18 protein-coding genes are annotated in these 22,129 nt (G+C 62.2%); 9 read left to right on the top strand and 9 right to left on the bottom strand.

What is annotated here, in order from left to right; translation table 11 throughout:
* The first annotated feature begins 129 nt into the window (after window positions 1-129).
* On the top strand, window positions 130-1,536 hold the full coding sequence (locus tag BM275_RS09680) for an adenosylmethionine--8-amino-7-oxononanoate transaminase (RefSeq protein WP_041015615.1): 1,407 nt from the start codon (window positions 130-132) through the stop codon (window positions 1,534-1,536).
* A gap of 81 nt (window positions 1,537-1,617) precedes the next feature.
* Complete coding sequence (locus tag BM275_RS09675) at window positions 1,618-2,334, top strand: 16S rRNA (uracil(1498)-N(3))-methyltransferase (RefSeq protein WP_045665856.1); 717 nt, start codon at window positions 1,618-1,620, stop codon at window positions 2,332-2,334.
* A gap of 24 nt (window positions 2,335-2,358) precedes the next feature.
* Here BM275_RS09675 and BM275_RS09670 read toward each other — a convergent pair whose 3' ends face one another.
* From BM275_RS09670 to pilG, 8 genes are all read right to left on the bottom strand, one after another.
* On the bottom strand, window positions 2,359-2,829 hold the full coding sequence (locus BM275_RS09670) for a chemotaxis protein CheW (RefSeq protein WP_090520844.1): 471 nt from the start codon (window positions 2,827-2,829) through the stop codon (window positions 2,359-2,361).
* The gene (locus tag BM275_RS09665) at window positions 2,826-3,878 is read right to left on the bottom strand and encodes a chemotaxis protein CheB (protein WP_090520842.1); all 1,053 of its coding nucleotides are present in this window, start codon (window positions 3,876-3,878) and stop codon (window positions 2,826-2,828) included. Before BM275_RS09665 ends, BM275_RS09670 begins: the two co-directional genes overlap by 4 nt.
* The gene (locus BM275_RS09660) at window positions 3,871-11,031 is read right to left on the bottom strand and encodes an Hpt domain-containing protein (protein ID WP_090520838.1); all 7,161 of its coding nucleotides are present in this window, start codon (window positions 11,029-11,031) and stop codon (window positions 3,871-3,873) included. The genes BM275_RS09665 and BM275_RS09660 overlap by 8 nt, the downstream gene beginning before the upstream one ends.
* An 11-nt stretch (window positions 11,032-11,042) precedes the next feature.
* A complete protein-coding gene (locus tag BM275_RS09655) occupies window positions 11,043-11,909 on the bottom strand; it encodes a CheR family methyltransferase (RefSeq protein WP_031298039.1) in 867 nt (288 codons plus the stop codon).
* A 61-nt stretch (window positions 11,910-11,970) separates the two neighbouring features.
* Window positions 11,971-14,019 (bottom strand): methyl-accepting chemotaxis protein, encoded by a 2,049-nt coding sequence (locus BM275_RS09650; protein ID WP_090520835.1) that lies wholly within the window; start codon window positions 14,017-14,019, stop codon window positions 11,971-11,973.
* A 75-nt stretch (window positions 14,020-14,094) separates the two neighbouring features.
* The gene (locus tag BM275_RS09645; protein ID WP_023446068.1) at window positions 14,095-14,631 is read right to left on the bottom strand and encodes a chemotaxis protein CheW; all 537 of its coding nucleotides are present in this window, start codon (window positions 14,629-14,631) and stop codon (window positions 14,095-14,097) included.
* 41 nt (window positions 14,632-14,672) lie between these two features.
* On the bottom strand, window positions 14,673-15,038 hold the full coding sequence (gene pilH / locus BM275_RS09640) for a twitching motility response regulator PilH (RefSeq protein WP_003303135.1): 366 nt from the start codon (window positions 15,036-15,038) through the stop codon (window positions 14,673-14,675).
* A 43-nt stretch (window positions 15,039-15,081) separates the two neighbouring features.
* On the bottom strand, window positions 15,082-15,489 hold the full coding sequence (pilG, locus tag BM275_RS09635) for a twitching motility response regulator PilG (protein ID WP_090520833.1): 408 nt from the start codon (window positions 15,487-15,489) through the stop codon (window positions 15,082-15,084).
* Between the two features lie 236 nt (window positions 15,490-15,725).
* Between pilG and gshB the strand changes: the two genes are divergently transcribed.
* From gshB to BM275_RS09600, 7 genes are all read left to right on the top strand, one after another.
* The gene (gene gshB, locus BM275_RS09630) at window positions 15,726-16,676 is read left to right on the top strand and encodes a glutathione synthase (RefSeq protein ID WP_090520831.1); all 951 of its coding nucleotides are present in this window, start codon (window positions 15,726-15,728) and stop codon (window positions 16,674-16,676) included.
* Window positions 16,677-16,763: 87 nt separating this feature from the next.
* On the top strand, window positions 16,764-17,657 hold the full coding sequence (locus tag BM275_RS09625) for an energy transducer TonB (RefSeq protein ID WP_090520830.1): 894 nt from the start codon (window positions 16,764-16,766) through the stop codon (window positions 17,655-17,657).
* 66 nt (window positions 17,658-17,723) lie between these two features.
* The gene (locus BM275_RS09620; RefSeq protein WP_090520828.1) at window positions 17,724-18,293 is read left to right on the top strand and encodes a YqgE/AlgH family protein; all 570 of its coding nucleotides are present in this window, start codon (window positions 17,724-17,726) and stop codon (window positions 18,291-18,293) included.
* The gene (ruvX, locus tag BM275_RS09615) at window positions 18,290-18,718 is read left to right on the top strand and encodes a Holliday junction resolvase RuvX (RefSeq protein ID WP_003297208.1); all 429 of its coding nucleotides are present in this window, start codon (window positions 18,290-18,292) and stop codon (window positions 18,716-18,718) included. Before BM275_RS09620 ends, ruvX begins: the two co-directional genes overlap by 4 nt.
* A gap of 22 nt (window positions 18,719-18,740) precedes the next feature.
* Window positions 18,741-19,253, top strand: a complete 513-nt coding sequence (pyrR, locus tag BM275_RS09610) for a bifunctional pyr operon transcriptional regulator/uracil phosphoribosyltransferase PyrR (protein ID WP_023446072.1) — start codon at window positions 18,741-18,743, stop codon at window positions 19,251-19,253.
* A gap of 47 nt (window positions 19,254-19,300) precedes the next feature.
* Window positions 19,301-20,317, top strand: coding sequence for an aspartate carbamoyltransferase catalytic subunit (locus BM275_RS09605; protein ID WP_042927198.1), 1,017 nt, complete (start codon window positions 19,301-19,303; stop codon window positions 20,315-20,317).
* Window positions 20,317-21,591: a dihydroorotase gene (locus BM275_RS09600; protein WP_090520827.1), complete on the top strand. Its 1,275-nt coding sequence runs from the start codon at window positions 20,317-20,319 to the stop codon at window positions 21,589-21,591. The genes BM275_RS09605 and BM275_RS09600 overlap by 1 nt, the downstream gene beginning before the upstream one ends.
* Before the next feature lie 77 nt (window positions 21,592-21,668).
* Here the strand turns inward: BM275_RS09600 and BM275_RS09595 are convergent, their stop codons facing one another.
* The gene (locus tag BM275_RS09595; RefSeq protein WP_003282737.1) at window positions 21,669-22,064 is read right to left on the bottom strand and encodes an NINE protein; all 396 of its coding nucleotides are present in this window, start codon (window positions 22,062-22,064) and stop codon (window positions 21,669-21,671) included.
* Window positions 22,065-22,129 lie beyond the last annotated feature (65 nt).

Raw genomic sequence — 22,129 nt, 5'->3', positions numbered from 1 at the left:
GTAGCCGGTTACCTATCGGAATAGAGCGCATTTTTTCGCTTTGAAACATCGAGTAAATCGATGACTGATCGCATAAGTCATGCCCCAGCGCTTCTGCTAGGCTTCGCGACTCATTGCGGAGGAGTAACGATGAGCCTGAACGACAGCTGGATGCAACGCGACCTTGCCGTACTCTGGCATCCCTGCACCCAGATGAAAGATCACGAGCAGCTGCCGCTGATTCCGATCCGCCGCGGCGAAGGCGTCTGGCTGGAGGATTTCGACGGCAAGCGATACCTGGATGCGGTCAGTTCCTGGTGGGTCAACGTCTTCGGCCATGCCAATCCGCGCATCAATCAGCGCATCAAGGATCAGGTCGACCAACTCGAGCACGTGATGCTGGCCGGCTTCAGTCATCAGCCGGTGGTGGAGCTGTCGGAGCGCCTGGTCGCCCTGACACCGGCCGGACTGGACCGCGTCTTCTATACCGACAACGGTTCGACCGGTATCGAAGTGGCGCTGAAGATGAGCTTTCACTACTGGCGCAACAGCGGACGTGGCCAGAAGCAGCGCTTCGTCACCCTGACCAACAGCTATCACGGGGAAACCGTTGCCGCCATGTCGGTGGGCGATGTCGCCCTCTTCACCGACACCTACAAGCCGCTGCTGCTGGACACCTTCAAGGTGCCGAGCCCGGACTGCTACCTGCGACCCGAGGGTGTGAGCTGGGAAGAGCATTCGCGGCAGATGTTCGCGCACATGGAACAGACCCTTGCCGAGCACCACCAGGACATCGCCGCGGTCATCGTCGAACCGCTGATTCAGGGCGCCGGCGGCATGCGCATGTACCACCCGATATATCTGAAGCTGCTGCGCGAGGCCTGCGACCGCTACGAAGTGCACCTCATCCACGACGAGATCGCGGTCGGCTTCGGCCGCACCGGCAGCATGTTTGCCTGCGAGCAGGCCGGCATCACGCCAGACTTCCTCTGCCTGTCCAAAGCATTGACCGGCGGCTATCTGCCAATGGCCGCAGTGCTCACCACCGACCGGATGTACCGGGCGTTCTACGACGACTATTCGACGCTGCGCGCCTTCCTCCATTCGCACACCTACACCGGCAACCCGCTGGCCTGCGCCGCGGCACTGGCGACGCTGGATATCTTCGCCGAAGACAACGTGATCGAAGCGAACAAGGCGCTGGCCGCGCGCATGGCCAGCGCCACCGCGCACCTGGTCGAGCATCCGCACGTCGCCGAGGTCCGCCAGACCGGCATGGCACTTGCCATCGAGATGGTTCAGGACAAGGCCAGCCGCACGGCCTATCCCTGGCAGGAGCGTCGCGGCCTGAAGGTCTATCAGCACGCGATGGAGCGCGGCGCGCTGTTGCGCCCGCTCGGCAGTGTGGTGTATTTCCTGCCGCCCTATTGCATCACCGAGGAACAGATCGACTTTCTCGCGGCAGTCGCCACCGAGGGAATCGACATCGCCACCCGAGATGCCTCCGGGGGATCGGTCCCGGTCGGTCCATACCCAGGCTTCAGAGACCCGGGTTGATGTGGAGCATCGGCAGCCTGCGAGCCAGGCTGCCGATGCTTTAGACTTGCCGCTTCCAACTCGCCGCCTGCAGCTGCCTCCATGCGCCTATCCCGTTTTTTCATCGACGCCCCCCTTTCCCTTGGCCAGCACCCACTGCCTGACGCATCGGCCCACTACATCAGCAGGGTGCTGCGGCTTTCGGCCGGCAGCGCGGTTCAGCTGTTCGATGGCAGCGGCAGTGAATTTCGCGGCGAACTGCTGGAAGTCGGCAAGAAGTCCGTCACCGTCGAACTGCACGAACGCCTGACGGGGATGCCAGAGTCACCTCTACAGATCCACCTCGGGCAGGGTCTTTCCCGCGGCGAACGGATGGATTGGGCCATTCAGAAGGCCACCGAGCTAGGCGTAACGCAGATCACGCCCATCGTCAGCGAGCGTTGCGAAGTGCGCCTCAACGATGAGCGTGCCGACAAACGTCTGGCCCATTGGCGGCAGATCGCGATCAGCGCCTGCGAGCAATGCGGCCGGTCAGCGCTGCCGGTCATCCACCCGCCAATGAGCCTGCGTGACTGGTTGCCTGTCGAGGCAGACCTGAAGCTCGTGCTGCATCCAGTGGCCGCGCCGCTGACGAGCCATGCCAGACCGCAGACACTGGCTTTCCTGATCGGTCCGGAAGGAGGCTTGAGCGAGAGCGAAGTCGAACAGGCGGCCAATCAAGGGTTTCAGCCTGCTCGACTCGGCCCGCGAGTGCTGCGCACCGAGACCGCTCCGGTGGTGGCGCTGAGCGTGGCACAGCAGCTCTGGGGCGATTTCTGACGACGTACCGGGTGGCGGCCTCGATCAGATCAGGCCAGCATCGGCGAGCTTCTGCTCCAGACCGATCAGATCGGGGATCCGCGGCTGCACGTCGCCAAGGTTGACCGCATCCAGTTCGAGCGCGGCAAGCGTGACATCCGCGCGCGCGAGGCTGGCGTCGACCTTGATCGAGTGCGGGATGCCCTGCACCAGCAGCGCGATGAACTTGACGTGGTCGCGCCCACCAACCGCGTTGAGCACGGCAACCCGCGCCGAACTGCCAACCGGTTGTGCCTGGCCGCTGGACGCGGCCTCGAACGACAGCAGTGGTAGGCTCAGGTCACGCCACTGCACCTGCCCGAGAAACCATGCAGGCATGCCCTGCACCGCTTGCGCAGCGCGATAGGGAATCAGCTCGGCGACGGCCACGTTGGGCACCAGCAATACGCGATCGGCGAGCGGCATCAGCAGCCCGGTGAGGCTTTCCGCCTCCGGAGAAACGACCATTTGACTCATGAGTTATCCCGTTGAAAAGACGTGGCGGGCGTACCGACCTGGCTGACCAGATGATTGACCAAGGCTTGCGCCAGCTCGCGAGGGTCACCGCTGTAGGAGCTGTAGCCACCTTCGCGAAGATTGTCCGGCATACTTGAGCAGGCGCAGGAGTCGGCGCGCTGCGTCCAGACCCTGCCACCCTGACGCAGCACATATGCGGCCGCCGCACTGCCGTCGCTGCCCATGCCACTGAAGGCAATGACACCGCAACGCTGGCCGAACTGCTGGGCCAGATTCAGCATCATCTGGTCGATCGACGGGCTATACGGTTCAGGCCAGCAACGACCGTTCAGGCGGGTGCTGCCATCGGACTCGAACCCGAGTTCCTCTCCGATCGGCGCGATGATCACTTCTCCGCAGCGCACCGGCTGGCCAGGGCGCACCTGTTGAACCTGCCACTGACTATGTCGGCCCACGGCCTGGGACAACGCGGACTCGAAGCTGGCTTCGATGTGCTGGGCATAGATGAAACCGACTGGCAGGCCGCCAGGCAGCGCGTCCAGGAAGGCTTTCACGGCTTCCGGCCCACCGAGCGAAGCCGCCAGCAGCCATACCTGGGTCGCCGCTTCACCGGCATGCAGCGCGCTATCAGCCAGCAGCGGCGGTAGCGTCAGGCGCTCGGGGCGTTGTCCTTCACCCTGCAGTACGTCCAGACGCGGCCCCACTGCCCGTGATGGGTCACCGATCAGGCGCTTCAGCTTGCTGAACAGGCTGCGCTCCCAACGTGGGTAGAACTCCGAATGCCGCTCCGGTGCATGCCCCTCACCGAACAGCACCCGCGTGGTGTCGCGCTCAAGCAACGCATCCACAAGAGGCGAATCTTCGGTCTGCGCCAGATCGACCAGCCAGAGATCGGCCTCGGTGCTATCCAGGTCTGCCGGCTCGAGGCGCGCCGGGTCATTGTTCAATACCACCTGATAGCCACTGTCGGTCAAAGCCTGTTGCAGCACGTGACGCTGCAGCGAGGTGTCGGCGAGTACCGCAATGCGGGCGCAGAGAACGTCAGACATCGGCGTGAACCAAGCGCTGAATGGCCTCGAGCAACACCGATTCCTGATAGGGCTTGCCAAGGTATTCGTTGACGCCGATGGTCAGCGCGCGATCACGGTGCTTCTCGCCGGTACGCGAGGTGATCATGATGATCGGCAGATCCTTCAAACGCTCGTCGTGGCGAACCAGCGTGGCCACCTCGAAGCCGTCCATGCGCGGCATCTCGATATCCAGCAGCATGATGTCCGGCTTGCGCTCCTGCAGCTGAGTGATGGCATCCACCCCGTCCTTGGCGGTCAGAACGTTCATGCCATTGCGCTCCAGCAGACGACTGGTGACCTTGCGCACGGTGACCGAATCGTCAACCACCATGACCAGTGTCGGCCGTTCGGTTTCGACCTCGACCGGCTCCTGCACCTGATCGATAAGGCGCGGCTGTTGCAGCTGAATGAGCTGGTGCGCATGGAGCACACGGATGGTCGCCAGCAGGTCCAGAATCACCACGACCCGGCCATCGCCGAGGATGGTCGCGCCGGAAATGCCATGTACGCCGGCGAACTGCAGCCCGAGGCTCTTCACCACGATTTCACGAGAACCGGCGAGGCTGTCGACCTGTACCGCAACGCTGTGTTCTTTCGAGCGCACCAGGATCACCGGCAGCGGCAGGCTCTGTCCCACCAGCTTGGGCTTCTGGCCGTTGTTCAAGAGATCGCCAAGATAACGCAGCTCGTAAGCCTGACCGGCATATTCGAAGCGCGGCGCATCCGGCTGGTAATAAGCTTCCAGCTCGTATGGCGAGACACGCACGATACCTTCGATGGTATTCAGCGGGATCGCATACAGATCCTCACCGGAATAAACCATCAGCGCGCGGTTCACCGACACTGTGAACGGCAGGCGAATCAGGAAGCGCGTGCCCTGACCGAGCGTCGACTCGATGCTCATCGACCCGCCGAGCTGCTTCACTTCCGAGTGCACCACGTCCATGCCCACGCCGCGTCCGGAGATCTGCGTGACGCGCTCCGCGGTGGAGAACCCAGCTTCGAGGATGAACTGCAGGATTTCATGCTCGGACAGGTCGCTATCGGCGGACATCAGCCCGCGTTCGATAGCCTTGCGCCGCACCGCGTCCAGATTGATGCCACCACCGTCGTCGGCCAGCGTCAGCACGATATCGCCACCCTCACGGGCCAGATCCAGGCGTATCACGCCCTGCTCGGGCTTGCCGGCAGCACGACGACGCTCGACCGGCTCGATACCGTGATCGACGGCGTTGCGCAGCATGTGCTCCAGCGGCGCAACGATTCGCTCAAGCACGCTGCGGTCCATCTCACCGGTGGCGTTGCCGACCATGAACTCGACCTGTTTGCCGAGCTCGCCAGCGACCTGCCGCACGATTCTGCGCAGGCGCGGCACCAGGCGCTCGAAAGGAACCATGCGGGTACGCATGAGGCCTTCCTGTAGCTCGGTATTGACCCGAGCCTGCTGCAGCAGCAGCGTTTCAGCGTCGCGATTACGCGCAGCCAGGGTTTCCTTAAGATCGAGCAAGTCGGACGCTGACTCGAACAGTGCGCGCGAAAGCTGTTGCAGCTGCGAATGGCGGTCCATTTCCAGCGGGTCGAAATCGTCATAGCCGGCGCGCTCGGCTTCAGCCTGGTAACGGCTGAGAATCTGCGCCTGGGTTTCGGTATCCAATCGGCGCAGCTGGTCGCGCACCCGCTCGATGGTCGCTTCCATCTCGCCAAGGGTGAAGCCGACGTCGCTGACCTGCTGCTCGACTCGACCGCGGAAGATCGATGTTTCGCCCGCCAGGTTGACCAGACCCTCCAGCAGTTCTGCGGGAACCTTGACCAGCTCCTGCGGTGCCCGCCGCGCAGCGGCTTCCTGAGCGGCCAGCTGTGCGCGTCGAATGAATGGCAGCACCTTCGCCGGGCTGGTACTCGGCTTCGGCAAGGTACTGGCCGCGACGATCGGTTGTTCCAGAGTCACCGGCTCGCGCGGCAACTCTGGCTCGAGCTCCGGCGACTCAGGTTGCGAAGCGTCGCTTCCGTCGCTCGCCAGGCCCGCCCGAAGCAGCTCGACATCCCTCAGCAGCGCGTCGTAGCCGTGCTGCACATCGAGAAACAGGCTATCCGGCCACGGGGCGCCCTGCTGCTGCGCCTCGCTCAACCGCTGCTCCAGATCGTGGGCCATGTTGCCCAGTGCGGTCTGCCCAGCCAGCCGCGCACCGCCTTTCAGCGTGTGCAGCACACGGAGCATGTCAGCCAACGGAGCGGCATCCTCGCGGCCGGCATCCCAGCGACCGAGCGCTGATTCCATTTCCTCCAGCAGGTCGTCAGCCTCCTCGACAAAGATGTCGAGAATTTCGGCTTCGGCAGACTGCTGCGCATCTTCCTGAGCGGCCTTCAGCGACACGCTGCTGGGAATGCTCAGTTGCTCATCGGGGTTGTTGCGAAAGTGGCGAATCGTCTCGATCAGCGCACCACCCGATGGCACCGGTTGGTGGGCCCGCACCGCCTCGAGCATTTCCGCCAGGCGGTCCTGGCAGGCCTGCAGAAGGCCGAACAATTCCGGGCTGGCCCGGTAGCTACCGGCGCACAGGCCCTCGTAAAGAAACTCGAGCTCGTGGGAGAGATCACCGATTTCACGGATATCAGCCATCCGGGCCCCGCCCTTGAGGGTATGCAGATCGCGCTGCAATGCCTCGAGTTCGAAGCTGTTGTCGACATCCGCCATCCAGCGTTGCAAACCACCCGCAGCACTCTCGATGAGGTCGAAACCCTCCTCGAGGAAGATCTCCACTAATTCGGGATCGCGCTCGACTGCGTCGTGCTCCTCGGCGGCCGGCACAGCTTCGAACGCTTCCGGCACCTCATCCAGCTCGGGAAGGCTGAGGTCGATCTCATCCAACTCTTCGCTGAACGGGATATCCGAAGCGCGGCTATCGTCCGCTGCAGTTTCGTTGTCGCCTTCATCCGCCTCGGCAGAAGTCTCATCGACCTCGAGCAGCGGCAAATCAAACGCATCGGCGCTCAGCGGCTCATCCAGCGATTGAGCAGAATCGTTCTCCGGTCGGATCAGGTCAGGACCCGCAGCCGCCTCGAGTAGGGAAGCATCAGTCGAATCAACGCCGTCGAATGCCGGCAGAGCCCCCTGACGGAAGGCTTTCATCGACTCGATGAGTGCATCAGCACTGCTCATCGGCATCTCGCCCTGCAGCTGCTCGAGCTGCAGCGCCAGATGATCGTGGCTACGCTGCAACAGCGCTGCAAGCGGGGCGGAATGGACGTAGCGACCGTCGGAGAGCCCCTCGTAAAGCGACTCCAGCTCATGGGCGAGGTCGCCGATCGGACGGATTGCTGCCATCCGGGCGCCGCCCTTGAGGGTGTGAAGGTCGCGCAGCAGAGCCGAGAGCGCCATCTGGTTGGCCGGATCAGCGAGCCAGCGATCAAGCGCATGGCCGGCGCTTTCCATCAGGTCGACGGCTTCGTCGAGAAAGATCTCAACCATTTCGTGATCGAGATCGTCCTGCGCCTCGTCTTGCGGGGCGTCTTCTTCGGGCCAGGCTTCGGCTTCGGCTTCGGCTTCGGCTTCGGCTGGCAATTCTGTCAGCGAAATCTCGCCAGGAGCAGCAACCGAAACTGGGTCGCCCGGCTGCTCCAGAACCAATGGGTCAATGGCTTCGGCGAGCAATGCTTCGAGCCGCGCCACCAACTCCGACTGCTCACTCACCTGCAGCGCGGCAGCTACCTGATCCATCATGCCGACCAGCGCTTCATGGCCCTGCTCGACGTCGTCGAAGAAGCGCTCGCTGACAGCCAGTCGCCCCTCCTCAACCACCGCGTACAAACGCAGCAGCACCTGGCACAACGCTTCCATCTGCGGCAGGTCGGCCATTTTCGCGCCCTGTCCGAGCGTGGTCAGCTCCTGCAGCAGAGCGGAGAGTTCCTGACGCTCGGCAGGATGCTCGCGCCAGCTGCGCAGCAAATCTTCGGCATCCAGCAGGATGTCCATGCCTTCAGAGAGGAACAGCGCGATCACGCTCGGATCGCGGGCCTCACCAGCATCGTTATGCTGGCGGGCGCCGGCTTCGACCAATCTGGCCTGATGCAGGGCGTGCACCTTGGCCAGGAACTCCGGGGCACCTTCTATCGGCGCCAACGGTTCGTGATCGAGATTGGCCAGCCCCTGGCGTAACAACAGCTCGGCCTCATGCAGCAGCTCGGCTTCGGCCAGATCCATCTGGATCAGGTTGGTCTTGAATTCCTTGACCATCTTCTCCAGAGGCGTTGCGATTTCCGCCACCGGCAGGATGCCGGCCATGTGCGCACTACCCTTGAGCGTGTGCAAGGCACGTTGCAGTGCATCGGTCACCGGCTGCGGCAGGCGCTGGGCGCAATCGGCGAGAAAACTGACCAGCGTGGTCAGATGCGATTCGGCTTCGTTGCGAAAAATTTCCAGCAACTGGGGGTCCAGTGCGTCGTCATCGTCTTGCGGCGCCGCGGACGGGGCAGGCTCGTCCGCAATCGCAGCAGGCGTCTCGGCAGGCTGCGAAAGTACCACTGACTGCCCCTTAGCCAGGGCATGCGCTGCTGCCGCAAGGTGATCGACGTCATCACGCTGGCGCTGGGCCTTGGCCGCGAACTCATCGACGAGGGCTGGCATGAGTGCAACGACATCGTTAACGACCTGCCTCACCGCGTCGGTCGGCTGGATGCTGCGATCGAGAACACGATTGAGCAGATTCTCGATGGACCACGCCAACTCGCCGATGACCAGTGCACGCACCATCCGCCCACTGCCCTTGAGCGTGTGGAATGCACGTCGCACTTCGCCCAGGGCATCCTTGTTGTCACTGTCGGCAAGCCAGAGTGGCAACTGCTCGCCAATCGCCTCCAGAACTTCTGCCGCTTCCTCGATGAAGACTTCCAGCAGGTCCTCGTCGACCGGTTCTTCGTCGGCAGGAGGCGGCAGGAGGCTAGGCGGTACATCCTGAGCAGGCGGGTTGATGGCTGCGACCGGCGCCGCCATGACTTCCTCAAGGCTGAGTACAGGCTCGACTTCGACCTGCAGGCTTTCAGGTTCGGAATAATCTGGCAGGCTCACTTCCGGAAGATCGAGCTCGGCGACCTGCGCATCGCTCCATTCGCTCAGGTCCGACTCATCTTCAAGTGAGTCTGGAGGCGTTTCGGACGCCGGCATCTCTTCTGGCAGGTTGAAAATGATTTCTTCATCGCCGGACAGGTCTTCCAGCGTCCACTCGCTTTCCTCGGCCTCCGCCGCGATCTCCGCATCACGGCTCTCGAGTGGCGCTTGCGCCTCGCTCAAGAAATCAGGGCCCATCGGTGCCGGAGATTCTTCCTGGTCGACCGCAACGGAGTCGAATGCATCCAGACTTGCGTCTGGCTCCTCAGGCAGCACTTCGATCTCGTCCAGCGGATCGGCGAATTCGTTCTCGACCGCCGCGACCTTCATCGGAGCACTTGCAACTCCAAGCGAGTAGCCGAGGTTCTGCAGGCTTTCTTCGGCCACATCCAGAATCAGATCGCCCTGGGTGCCGCAATCCTCGGACAGTCGCTCGAGGTAATACTCGACGCTGGTGATCGCGTCAGCCAGGGTATCCAGGCTCTGCCAGTCCGGCACAGCCTGTCGCGCCAGAAGCTGATCCTGGATGTAGCCATTGCAGGCTTGCAGCAGGGCCGCAGCACGCTCCAGGGGAATCATCGCCAGACCGCCGCGAACCTGAGTGAGCAGATCCGGCACCCGGGCCAGATGCTCGTGGTTCCATTGCGATGCAATGAATTCGATGATTGCGTCCTTGGCCTGCTCCAGCCCGTTACGCGCTTCGCGAATGACCAACTGGTGAATCTGGGCAACATCGGTGGTCGGCAGGTGGCTTGCTTCGCTGCGCTCCTCCGCGGGACCGCCGACCATGCCGGCCAGAGTAGCCTCGACATAGAGCAACGCACCGGCGATATCCATCAGTATGGCGTCGTCGGGCGCTTGCTGCCCCTGCGCTACGGACTGGACGAGGACGATCTGATCGAGAATGATCTTGCGCGGTTGAGCGAAGCCGAGCACTGCCAAGGTATCGGCGATCTGCTTGAGCGGCACCTCGAGGCCGGACAGCTCGGCAATGACCTTGCGATCGCTGCGCACGAACAGGTCCAGGCTGTCCTTTACCCGCACCAGCTCTTCACAAAGGGCAGCGACCACCGAGCGCATCGCACCACGGTCGGGACCAGCCAGCTGAGCACGCTCCTGATCGACCACGGCGCTGTCCGGCAGCGCTTCGTCGAGGCGGTAAAGCTGCTTTAACGCCTGGATACGGGGCGTCTGCCCCGGCGCCTTGGCGACGTAGAAGAGCAGGTTCTTGATCAGCTCATCGGGCGCAGCCTGATTTAGGCCATCAGCGCCTTCCTCGACCAACCGCTTGAGCTGCTTGTCTACCTGTCGCAACAAGGTGCGGACGGAGGTGCCGTTGCTCACGCCGCCACTGGCCAGACCTTCGACCATGCCCGAGGCGATCTGCCATAGCGCCGCCAGTGGCGCATCCTTGCAGAGCATTTCCAGGCGGGCGAATACGCGCACCATGTAGCCGAGATTGGTCGGCAGGTCCTGGTTGCGAATCACCCCAACCAGCGCAACCTGCAACATCTGGCGCAGCTTGCGCAGCAGGGCCGGCAGCTCGTTCGTACGCAGACGCTCGACCGACTCCTGGGAAAGCGCCGGCGTGCGTCCGGACAGGTCGGGTGAAAATAGGCTGGTTTCAGAAAGCAGCTTTTCACCGCGAGCGGCGCGCAGGTCGTTAAGCAGCGGCAGCACCACCATCGGCAGGTCGCGGCGCGCACTCTGAATGCGGTCCAGATAGGCAGGCAGCTGCAGGATGGCCTGCATCATCACCTCGAGCGCCTCGCCCTGATTGGCCACCCGCTCGTCGAGCAGGGCCCGCGCCAGCTGCTCCATTTCCTCGGCGAGCAATGCTGCGCCGAAGAACTCCACCATCTGCAGAGTGCCGTGGACCTGATGCACATAGGTCAGGCAAAAGCGCATCCGGGTCGAGTCCTGTGGGTTCTCGACGAACGCCTCCAGAGCCTGACGCGCCTGCTTAAGCGTCTCGGCAATCTCGCCTTTCACCCACTCCAGGGCGACATAATCGTGCCGATCACCCATAGCGACTCCGCTCATAAACTTTTCCGGGTAAAAGCCAGAACCTGATCGTTGGCCACCGGAAGCAATCCCGGATGCTGCCAGCCGACCACTTCACCTACACCGATCACCAACAATCCCCCCGGAGCCAGGCAATCTGCCAGGCGATTGAGGATTTCTCGGCGACGCCAGCGGCGGAAATAGATCAGCAGGTTCTGACAGAAAATAACGTCCATGCTGGAAACGGGCGAGTTCGCCAGTTCCAGCACATTGAGCCTTGCAAAGCACACACGTGCGGCCAGGCCGGGAATCACTTGAAAACGATCATCGGATAGCGACAGGAAATAACGCTCACGCAACGCCGGTTCGACCTGCTCCAGCTTGCGCGCGCTGTAGACCGCTGTTCGGGACTTGGCCAGCGCGCTCAGACTGATATCCGTACCGGTGACCCCGAAGCTGCCGTCGAATTCGCGTCCCGCCAGCGCCTCGGCGGTGGCCATGGCTAGCGAGTACGTCTCTTCACCACTTGCGCAACCCACGCTCCACAGCGCCAGGGGTCGCTTGATCGACTCCTGCTCCAGACGCTGGCGCAAGTAGGTTTCGAGCAGATCAAAAGAAGCGGGATGACGGAAGAAACGTGTTTCCTGAACGGTCAGCCTGTCCATGAGGGTCGACCACTCGACAGCACCACGGGGGCCGGAGGTGACCTGCCGATAGTAGCTGGCATAGTCGGGAGCACCGACCTCGCGCATGCGAGCGCTCAGATTGGTCTGCAGGAAGCTGCGCCTGCGTTCGCTGACGACCATGCCGGAGCGCTCTTCGAGGAGCGTCTGCCAGTCATGGAATTCCGCCGGCGACATATCGGCCAAGGGCTCCAATGCCCAGTCAAACCTCGGCTGCATGCCCTGCCCCTCGCTCATGATCATCGGCGGCAGCCATCAGATGACTGCCGCACTGCTCAAGTCAGGCCTGATCCGGAGCATCCGGCAGGGTAAAGCCGGAAACGGAATGGCGCATCTCGTTGGCCATCTTGGCCAAATTACCGATGCTCTTGGCCGTAGCGGTGGTACCCGACGAGGTCTGCGAGGTGATCTCCTGGATCACGTTCATGGTGTTGGAGATGTGGCCGGCCGAAGAAGCCTGCTGACGTGCCGCGTTGGAGATGTTCTGGATCAGCGCCGCAAGCGTCTTCGATACCTTCTCGATCTCTTCCAGTGCCACACCGGCGTCCTGCGCCAGACGCGCACCGCGCACCACTTCGGAGGTGGTCTGTTCCATCGAGATGACCGCCTCGTTGGTGTCGGTCTGAATGGTCTTTACCAGTGCCTCGATCTGCTTGGTCGCCGCGGAAGAGCGTTCAGCCAGGCGCTGTACTTCGTCCGCTACAACGGCGAAGCCGCGGCCTGCGTCGCCCGCCATGGATGCCTGGATCGCCGCGTTGAGTGCAAGGATGTTGGTCTGGTCGGCAATGTCGTTAATCAGGCTGACGATGTCACCGATCTCCTGGGACGACTCACCGAGACGCTTGATCCGCTTGGACGTGTCCTGGATCTGCTCGCGAATGTTGTCCATGCCGGTGATGGTGTTGTGCACCACCTCGTTACCCTTGTTGGCAATGGCTACCGAACGTTCTGCTACCGCCGAGGATTCCGCGGCGTTGGCCGATACCTGGTCAATGGAAACCGCCATTTCGTTGATTGCAGCAGAAGCACCGGCAATTTCCTGGGCCTGGTGTTCGGAGGCCTCGGCGAGGTGCATTGCAGTCGCCTGGGTTTCCTGCGCAGCGCCCGATACCTGAACAGCGGTCTGGTTGATGGTGGCTACCAGTTCGCGCAGCTGGTCGATGGAGTAGTTGATTGAGTCGGCAATCGCACCGGTGAAGTCTTCGGTAACGGTCGCGGCCACCGTCAGGTCACCGTCTGCGAGGTCGCCGATTTCATCGAGCAGTCGCAGAATCGCAGCCTGGTTACGCTCGTTCTTCTCAGCGGTTTCGCTCAGGCGGCGGCGTGCTTCCTGAACCATTACCAGACCAATCAGGATGATCGAGGCCAGCGCAATGGCGCCCAGCACGTAACCGAGGATGGTGTTGAGATAACGGGCATCGGCGCGGCTCTGCAGGCCTTGCGACAGCGCGGAGGTCTTGTCGAGCAGGGTCTGCGAAACCTCGAAGATGCTGTTCGCCGACTCGCGCACCTGGAACAGTTCAGGCGACGTTTCGAGAATTTCGTCCACCGATCCGGATACGAACTGGAAGAGCTCAGCGATCTCCGAGAGACGATCCAGCGCCTCTTCGTCGGCCACCGCAGTGATGCCCATGGCGACGTTGCCTTCGATCATCGCATTCAGGACTCGACCGAAAAGACTGGCATCACGACCGAACATATCGGCCGCCTGTACCGAGTCCTGGTCACCGGACAGCACCTTGTTCACCGAACCGAGGATACGCTCGGCCAGCAGCGACTGGCGCTGGGCAACCGAAACCTGGGCTGCTGGCGCACCACTTTCCAACAGGATGTCGACGACCTCCTCATACTCGACTTGGAGCTGAGGAATGGTTTCGGCGAGGGTGCTGGCTACCTGGTGGAGCGACAGGACAGTCTGCTCACTGGCCAGGATGGCGTCGGTATCGCGACGCAGCGTGTTCCAGTCCTGCTCCACCGCGTTGACTTCATCGCGCAACGACTCGGGAACCGCCGGCAGACCGATGTTCTCGTTTCCTTGCGAGAGATAGGCCCAGCGCTGGTTGAAGTCGTTCCGGGCCTGCTTCAGAGACGCGAACGCCTCCTGCGTGCCGGTCGCCGCTTCCACGGCATCCTTGGCGATCTGCTGGGACAGTACGCGCAGCTCTCCTGCGTGAGCGATGTATTCGTTATCGTGATCGGCCTGAGTGTTGACGTACGCGAAGTTCGCGAACAGCAGCACGATCGATACGATCAGCACGATAAACAAACCGGTGGTCAGCGTATTGCTGCGCACCCCGCTCAACAAAGCATTAGCATTCATTTTGATCATTATCCGGCCCCCGCCTGGACCCCCGTCGTTTCCATCCAAGAACCAAAAGGCCGACCTTGGTCGACCCACCTACAACTAAAACGCGACGTCCAGAAACGCCTGATGCGTAGCCAACGCGTGCGGGCTGAAGACCAGCCAGGGCTGCTCGCGCTGGAACACACCATGAATGAATGGCTGAATTGATGCCTCGATCGGAGGCAACTCCTCCGAGAAGGTTTCCACCGCGAAATGCTGCATGCCGAAGACTTCATCGACAGTCAGTCCGGCGAACACTTCCTGGTGATCCACCACCAGCACCCTGCGCTGCTTACGCAGTGCCGAAAGCTCAAGCCCGAAATACCCACAAAGGTCCATCACAGGCAACAATCTGCCGCGCACGTTCGCCACGCCCTTTACCCAACTCTTGACGCCGGGAAGCAACGTATAGCGAGGCTCATGCAGGATTTCGCCAACCTCCCCCATTGGAGCGACGAACAAGCGCCCCCCCATCCGAAAGCCGATCCCTCCCCAGGTTTGCACGGCTTCCTGCTGAGAAGGCAGGCCTGCCGCGTACGTGCGGCAACGTTTATCTAGCTCCAGCAACTGCTGAAACGGCGTTTGCATGTCAGGCATGCTGGCCACGTCCCTTTGTCCGAGTGTTGGCTACCGCGGCGTCAGCCCGCCAGAACGGCATTCAGGGTCTTCAGCAATGTGGCTTCGTCCACCGGCTTGGTCAGGTAATCCTTGGCGCCTTGGCGTTTGCCCCAGACCTTATCGGTTTCCTGATCCTTGGTGGTGACGATGATCACCGGAATGTGACTGGTTTCAGAATCTTTGGTCAGTTGGCGCGTAGCCTGAAAACCATTCAGCCCGGGCATGACAATATCCATCAACACGGCATCCGGCTTTTCCTGACGAGCCAGCGCGACGCCGTCAGCGCCATTCTCTGCTTTAAGCACCACATGGCCATTCTTCTCAAGCATGGCGGTGAGCTTGTACATTTCGGTCGGCGAATCATCAACAATCAGAACGCGAGCCATGATTTCTCCATAGGAAGGCTTCAGCGGCAAACAATGCCGAACTTCAGGATGCTTGCTCCACCGGTGCGAAATCAGGGACATGCGCCTTGATCGCACCGAGCAGCTCTTCTTTGCTGAACGGCTTGGTAAGGTATTGATCGGATCCGACAATACGCCCTTTGGCCTTGTCGAACAGGCCATCTTTGGAAGACAGCATGATCACCGGCGTCGACTTGAAGGAACTGTTGTTCTTGATCAACGCACAGGTCTGATAACCGTCCAGCCTGGGCATCATAATATCGACAAAGATGATGCGGGGATGAGTATCCGCAATCTTGGCGAGCGCATCGAAACCGTTCACAGCGGTGATGACATCGCAACCTACTTTCTTCAGCAGGGTTTCAGCAGTGCGACGAATCGTTTTCGAATCGTCGATCACCATGACCTTCAAGCCCTCGGAGTGCTGTTCCATTTCGCCCTACCATCGCCTCGGTGAGTCGTAGTTTATCGTTATGTCAGTGCGCCGGAGGCCCTGCCACCGATGGGCTGCACCCAATCGCCGGACCTTTTTAGCACACTCCTCATGCACACGCTATCAACCGGAAAAGCATCCGGATTTTCCTTGACCCAGTGCACAACCACAGCCAATCTGCAGCGACATTTTGAGCCACTGGCGGCGCTTCGCCGCCCATTGCCGGAGAACACCCCATGACCGTTCGCGTCGGGATCATCATGGACCCTATCGCGCAGATCGCCTTCAAGAAGGACAGCTCGCTGGCCATGCTGCTGGCTGCCCAGGCGCGAGGCTGGACACTGTTCTACATGGAGCAGCACGACCTATATCAGCTCGGCAATCAGGCCCGGGCGCGCATGTGCCCGCTGCGGGTATTCAATGACCCGCAGCACTGGTTCGAGAAGGATGGGGAGATCGATGCCCCCCTGACTGATCTGGACGTGATCCTCATGCGCAAGGACCCGCCTTTCAACAGCGAGTATGTCTACGCAACCTATCTGCTGGAACTGGCGGAAAAGGCCGGAACGCTGGTGGTCAATCGACCGCAGAGCCTGCGCGACTGCAACGAGAAGTTCTTCGCCACCCAGTTTCCACAATGCACCCCACCGACACTGGTCAGTCGGCGCGCGGACATTCTCCGCGAGTTCGCCCGCGAGCACCGTGACATCATTCTCAAACCCCTCGACGAGATGGGCGGTGCATCGATCTTTCGTCATCGCGAGGGCGACCCGAATCTGTCGGTTATTCTCGAGGTTCTGACCGAGCATGGCAGCCGCCAAATCATGGCGCAGCGATACATTCCCGCGATCAAGGACGGCGACAAGCGCATCCTGATGATCGATGGCGAGCCGATCCCCTATTGCCTGGCGCGAATCCCCGCCGCTGGCGAGACGCGCGGCAATCTGGCCGCGGGTGGTCGCGGCGTGGCACAGCCGCTGTCGGATCGCGACCGCGAGATTGCAGCGATCGTCGGCCCGGAACTACGCAAGCGCGGCTTGCTGTTTGTCGGCCTGGATGTGATCGGCGACTACCTTACCGAAATCAACATCACCAGCCCGACCTGCATCCGCGAAATCGACAATGCCTTTGATACCCGCATCGGCGAACGGCTCATGGACGCGATCGCGGCGAAGCTGCAAGGTTGAACCAGCTAACAGCTTTTAGCTTGGAGCTTGCGACTCCAAGCTCAAAGCCGGCAGACTGCGCGGCACTTCGAGCCGACCCGACCTGCGATGAACGCCGCTATCCGCCATCCCGTGCCTGAAACCACCCGAGTCCGCCCGGCGGACAGGCTCGGCTTCACGCTTTTTCTGGCTACCGCATTGCATCTGGCCTTGATTCTCGGGCTTGGCTTTACCCTCTCCGAGCCGAAGCAGATCAGCAAGACGCTGGAAATCACCCTGTCGACCTTCAAAAGCGAAGAGAAGCCCAAGGAAGCGGACTTCCTCGCCCAAGACAATCAGCAGGGCAGCGGCACGCTGGAGCACAAGGCCACGCCGAAAACCACCGAGCAAGCGCAGTTCCAGGATACCGAGGTACGCAAGGTGACCCCACCGGCAGCACCGCCTCGCAGCACCCGGCCGGAACCGGCGAAGACCGTCGTCACCACTCGCAGCCCACAGCGCGAAAAGGCCGACGTCAAGCAACAGACGCCACCGCAGCCCGAGCCGCAAGCAGCGCCGGCATTCGACAGCTCACAACTGAGCGCGGAGATCGCCAGCCTCGAAGCCGAGCTGGCACAAGAGGTCGAGCGCTATGCCAAGCGCCCCAGGGTCAGCCGACAGAACAGTGCCGCCACCATGCGCGACATCAGTGCCTGGTATCGCGACGAATGGCGCAAGAAGGTCGAGCGCATCGGCAACCTCAACTATCCCGATGAGGCCCGCCGCCAGCAGATCTACGGCAGCCTGCGCATGCTGGTGACCATCAACCGCGACGGCACCATCCAGGAGCTGCGCGTGATCGAGTCCTCCGGCAAGCCGGTGCTGGACGATGCCGCGCTGCGCATCGTGCGACTGGCAGCGCCTTTTGCGCCCTTCACCGGCGAACTGGCACAGAAGTTCGACCAGGTGGAGATCATCCGCACCTGGCGTTTCGAGCGCGGCGACAAGCTTTCGAGTCGCTGAAATCGGCAGCCGGGCGAACCGTCGCACCTGTAGCCGGAACGCGGTGCAACGCTTAAGCTAACGCGCATGAAAAGCACCGCGCCCAGCTACCTCAAGCATCACTTCCTGATCGCCATGCCGCAGATGGCCGATCCGAACTTTGCCCAGACGCTGATCTACCTGATCGAACACGGCGCAGAAGGCGCCATGGGCCTGATCGTCAATCGCCCGAGCGGGCTGAGCCTGGCTGATGTGCTGGAGCAGCTGCGCCCGGACGAGCCGATCCCCCCACTCTGCCAGAGCCTGCCGATATTCTCCGGCGGCCCGGTGCAAACCGATCGCGGCTTCGTTCTGCATTCGCCCGACCAGCAATTCCAGGCCACCCTCTCCCTCGGCCCGCTGGGCATGACCACATCGCAGGACGTCCTGTTCGCCATTGCGGACGGCCAGGGGCCTGCCCGGCACTTCGTGGCCCTCGGTTACGCCGGCTGGGAAGCGGGACAGCTGGAAGCCGAACTGGCCGACAATGCCTGGCTCAGCTGCCCCGCGGATACCGAGATCCTGTTCGACCTACCTTATGACCAACGCCTGAACGCCGCGGCAGCATCACTCGGCGTCGACCTGCGCCTGCTCAGCACCCAGGTCGGCCACGCATGAGTGCGCCGCGACTGCTGCTCGGCTTCGACTACGGCACCAAGCAGATCGGCGTCGCTGTCGGCCAGGTCATTACTGGGCAAGCACGTGAACTCTGCGTACTCAAGGCGCAGAACGGCGTGCCGGACTGGCAACAGATCGAAGCGCTGATGCGCGAATGGCAGCCCGATGCGCTGGTCGTCGGCCTGCCGCTGAACATGGACGGCACGCCCAGCGACATGAGTGCCCGGGCGGAAAAGTTCGCCCGCCGACTCAACGGTCGCTTCAACCTGCCGGTGCACACTCACGACGAACGCCTGACCACGTTCGAAGCCAAAGGCGAGCGTCTGCGCCAGGGCCAGCACGGCGGCTATCGCGATCGCCCGGTGGATGCCCTGGCCGCAGCCCTATTACTGGAAGGCTGGCTGAGCGATCACCCTGCCGCCTGATCCAGACCTGTAAGGAGACCCTATGATTCTGCCCAATCCCGAACAGCTGCTGCCCGAGATGGTCGCCACACTGAAGCAACACCTGATTGATCGCGACATCCAGGAGCCGCGCTTCATCGGTATCCGTACCGGCGGCGTCTGGGTGGCCCAGGCGCTGCTCGCAGCCCGCGCGCAGAACGAACCGCTCGGCATCCTCGACGTGTCCTTCTATCGCGACGACTTCACCCAGAAGGGCCTGCACCCGCAGGTGCAGCCGTCGGAACTGCCTTTCGAGATCGAAGGCCAGCACCTGGTGCTGATCGATGACGTGCTGATGACCGGCCGCACCATCCGCGCCGCGCTCAATGAACTGTTCGACTACGGTCGTCCTGCCAGCGTAACGCTGGTCTGCCTGCTCGACCTGAACGCGCGTGAGCTGCCGATTCGCCCTGACGTGGTCGGCGCCACCCTGTCGCTGGCGCCAGAGCAGCGCATCAAGCTGATCGGACCGGAGCCATTGGCCCTCGAACAACAGATGGAAACCAGCGGCTCCTGAGCGAGCCGGCAAGTCCGCCCCACAGCCCCGCCAACCGAGATCCTGCGATGACGCCCACCGACGCCAAGCGCCCGCTACAGTTGAACGACCAAGGCCAGCTGCGCCATTTTCTCTCCCTCGACGGCCTGCCGCGCGAGTTGCTCACCGAGATCCTGGATACTGCCGATTCATTCCTCGAAGTCGGCGCCCGGGCGGTGAAGAAGGTTCCACTGCTGCGCGGCAAAACCGTCTGCAACGTGTTCTTCGAGAACTCCACACGCACCCGCACGACCTTCGAACTGGCGGCGCAGCGGTTGTCGGCAGACGTCATCACGCTGAACGTCTCGACCTCCTCTACGAGCAAGGGCGAGACCCTGACCGACACGCTGCGCAACCTGGAAGCCATGGCCGCGGACATGTTCGTGGTGCGCCACGCCGACTCCGGCGCCGCCCATTTCATCGCCGAGCACGTCAGCCCGGAGGTCGCAGTGATCAACGGCGGCGATGGGCGCCACGCGCATCCGACCCAGGGCATGCTCGACATGCTTACCATCCGCCGCCACAAAGGCAGCTTCGAGAACCTCTCGGTCGCCATCGTTGGTGACATTCTGCATTCGCGGGTAGCGCGCTCGAACATGCTGGCGCTGAAGACACTGGGCTGCCCGGACATCCGCGTGATCGCACCGAAAACCCTGCTGCCCGAGGGCATCGAGCAGTACGGTGTGCGCGTGTTCAACGACATGAACGAGGGGCTGCGCGATGTCGACGTGGTGATCATGCTGCGCCTGCAGCGCGAGCGCATGCAGGGCGGCCTGCTTCCCAGCGAAGGGGAGTTCTACAAACTCTACGGTCTGAACACCCAGCGTCTCGCACTGGCCAAGCCCGACGCCATCGTCATGCACCCGGGCCCGATCAACCGCGGCGTGGAGATCGAGTCGGCGGTGGCCGACGGCCCGCAATCGGTGATCCTCAATCAGGTCACCTATGGCATCGCCATTCGCATGGCTGTGCTGTCCATGGCGATGAGCGGCCAGGCGGCCCAGCGCCAGATCGATTCTGAATCCGTATCCGAGGAGCAGCAGTGATGGTGGCAACCCGAATCCTCGGCGCACACGTGATCGACCCCGTCAGCGGGCGCAACGAAATCGCCGATATCTACCTGCAGCACAACAAGATCGCCGCCATCGGCCAGGCGCCAGCCGGCTTCGAAGCACAACAGACAATTGACGCACAGGGTCTGTCCGCCGCACCCGGCCTGGTCGATCTTGCGGTAGCCCTGCGCGAGCCCGGCTACAGCCGCAAAGGCAGCATTGCCAGCGAGACCCTGGCCGCCGCCGCTGGCGGCATCACCAGCCTGTGCTGCCCACCGCAAACGCGACCGGTGCTGGATACCGCGGCAGTGACCGAACTGATCCTCGATCGCGCCCGTGAGTCGGGCCATGCCAAGGTGTTCCCCATCGGCGCGCTAACGCGCAACCTGGCCGGCGAGCAGCTTTCCGAGCTGGTCGCGTTGCGTGAAGCCGGGTGTGTCGCGTTCGGCAACGGCCTTACCGAATTTGCCAGCAATCGCAACCTGCGCCGTGCGCTGGAATACGCCGCCACCTTCGATCTGACGGTGATCTTTCACTCCCAGGACCGCGATCTGGCCGAAGGCGGGCTTGCTCACGAAGGAGCCGCCGCCAGCTTCCTCGGCCTGTCGGGGATTCCGGAGACCGCCGAAACCGTGGCACTGGCGCGCAATCTGCTGCTAGTCGAGCGCTCCGGCGTTCGCGCGCATTTCGCCCAACTGACCAGCGCCCGTGGCGCGGAAATGATTGCCCAGGCACAGGCTCGCGGCCTGCCGGTGACGGCCGACGTGGCCATGTATCAGCTGATCCTCACCGATGAAGCGCTGCACGGTTTCTCCAGCCTGTATCACGTGCAACCGCCACTGCGCAGCGCAGCGGATCGCGATGGCCTGCGTGAGGCGGTGAAGGCGGGCGTCATCTCGGCGATTTCCAGTCATCACCAACCACACGAGGCCGATGCCAAACTGGCCCCGTTCGGCGAAACCGAACCGGGTATCAGCAGTGCCGAAATTCTGCTGCCACTGGCGCTGACATTGGTGGATGACGGCTTGCTCGACCTGCCAACCCTGCTGGCGCGCCTGACCAGCGGGCCCGCTGCAGCACTACGCCTGCCGACCAGCACCCTGCAAGCCGGCCAACCTGCGGACCTGGTGCTGTTCGATCAACACAGTTCGACCCTGGTCGGCGAGCGCTGGTATTCCAAAGGTCGTAACTGCCCGTTCATGGGCCACTGCCTGCCGGGCGCGGTACGCTACACCATCGTCGACGGCCACATCAGCTTCGAAGGCTGATGCGAAAGATCTGCGCAGGCTGGACATCAACCCGTCCATGCCTGCCAGTTTTCTAAAGTATTTCCTGCCCTACTCGTTCAGCTCCGCGCCAGATTGCGCTCGGATATCTGCGAGTTCAGCGTCCAGAAGTCGTAAAGCACACCGATAAAGAACAAGCCACCGGTGAACAGGTAAAGGATTCCTGTGATCCACTTACCCTGATACATGCGGTGTACACCGAATACGCCGAGAAAGGTCAGCAGTATCCAGCCGACCGTGTAGTCGATGGGCCCCGGCTGGAAGCGCATGTCCGCTTCACGATCCATCGATGGGATCAGAAACAGGTCGATGATCCAGCCGACAAAGAACAGGCCGAGGGTAAAGAACCAGATGGTGCCGGTGATGGGCTTGCCGTAGTAGAAGCGGTGGGAGCCGAGAAAACCGAATATCCACAGGAGATAGCCGATCAGCGTGCTATGGGTGTTCTGCTGCATCCGAACCTCGATGTGCGATTGATGAGTGGCGTCCAGCTTATCCGATAATGCGCCTGAACCGCCCC

The organism is Stutzerimonas kunmingensis (assembly GCF_900114065.1).
In the GTDB taxonomy this organism is placed as follows: domain Bacteria; phylum Pseudomonadota; class Gammaproteobacteria; order Pseudomonadales; family Pseudomonadaceae; genus Stutzerimonas; species Stutzerimonas kunmingensis.
The sequence above is the reverse complement of the archived record's forward strand: the minus strand, read 5'-3'. Positions and strand labels throughout refer to the sequence as shown.

Bases quoted from the DNA above. Each gene is read 5' to 3' on its own strand.
- pilG (WP_090520833.1), bottom strand. From the start codon at position 15,489: ATGGAACAGCACTCCGAGGGCTTGAAGGTCATGGTGATCGACGATTCG.
- BM275_RS09680 (WP_041015615.1), top strand. From the start codon at position 130: ATGAGCCTGAACGACAGCTGGATGCAACGCGACCTTGCCGTACTCTGG.
- ruvX (WP_003297208.1), top strand. From the start codon at position 18,290: ATGAGTGCGCCGCGACTGCTGCTCGGCTTCGACTACGGCACCAAGCAG.
- BM275_RS09625 (WP_090520830.1), top strand. From the start codon at position 16,764: ATGAACGCCGCTATCCGCCATCCCGTGCCTGAAACCACCCGAGTCCGC.
- BM275_RS09655 (WP_031298039.1), bottom strand. From the start codon at position 11,909: ATGCAGCCGAGGTTTGACTGGGCATTGGAGCCCTTGGCCGATATGTCG.
- BM275_RS09645 (WP_023446068.1), bottom strand. From the start codon at position 14,631: ATGCCTGACATGCAAACGCCGTTTCAGCAGTTGCTGGAGCTAGATAAA.
- BM275_RS09665 (WP_090520842.1), bottom strand. From the start codon at position 3,878: ATGTCTGACGTTCTCTGCGCCCGCATTGCGGTACTCGCCGACACCTCG.
- BM275_RS09600 (WP_090520827.1), top strand. From the start codon at position 20,317: ATGGTGGCAACCCGAATCCTCGGCGCACACGTGATCGACCCCGTCAGC.
- BM275_RS09620 (WP_090520828.1), top strand. From the start codon at position 17,724: ATGAAAAGCACCGCGCCCAGCTACCTCAAGCATCACTTCCTGATCGCC.
- gshB (WP_090520831.1), top strand. From the start codon at position 15,726: ATGACCGTTCGCGTCGGGATCATCATGGACCCTATCGCGCAGATCGCC.
- BM275_RS09670 (WP_090520844.1), bottom strand. From the start codon at position 2,829: ATGAGTCAAATGGTCGTTTCTCCGGAGGCGGAAAGCCTCACCGGGCTG.
- BM275_RS09595 (WP_003282737.1), bottom strand. From the start codon at position 22,064: ATGCAGCAGAACACCCATAGCACGCTGATCGGCTATCTCCTGTGGATA.
- pilH (WP_003303135.1), bottom strand. From the start codon at position 15,038: ATGGCTCGCGTTCTGATTGTTGATGATTCGCCGACCGAAATGTACAAG.
- BM275_RS09650 (WP_090520835.1), bottom strand. From the start codon at position 14,019: ATGATCAAAATGAATGCTAATGCTTTGTTGAGCGGGGTGCGCAGCAAT.
- BM275_RS09675 (WP_045665856.1), top strand. From the start codon at position 1,618: ATGCGCCTATCCCGTTTTTTCATCGACGCCCCCCTTTCCCTTGGCCAG.
- pyrR (WP_023446072.1), top strand. From the start codon at position 18,741: ATGATTCTGCCCAATCCCGAACAGCTGCTGCCCGAGATGGTCGCCACA.
- BM275_RS09605 (WP_042927198.1), top strand. From the start codon at position 19,301: ATGACGCCCACCGACGCCAAGCGCCCGCTACAGTTGAACGACCAAGGC.
- BM275_RS09660 (WP_090520838.1), bottom strand. From the start codon at position 11,031: ATGGGTGATCGGCACGATTATGTCGCCCTGGAGTGGGTGAAAGGCGAG.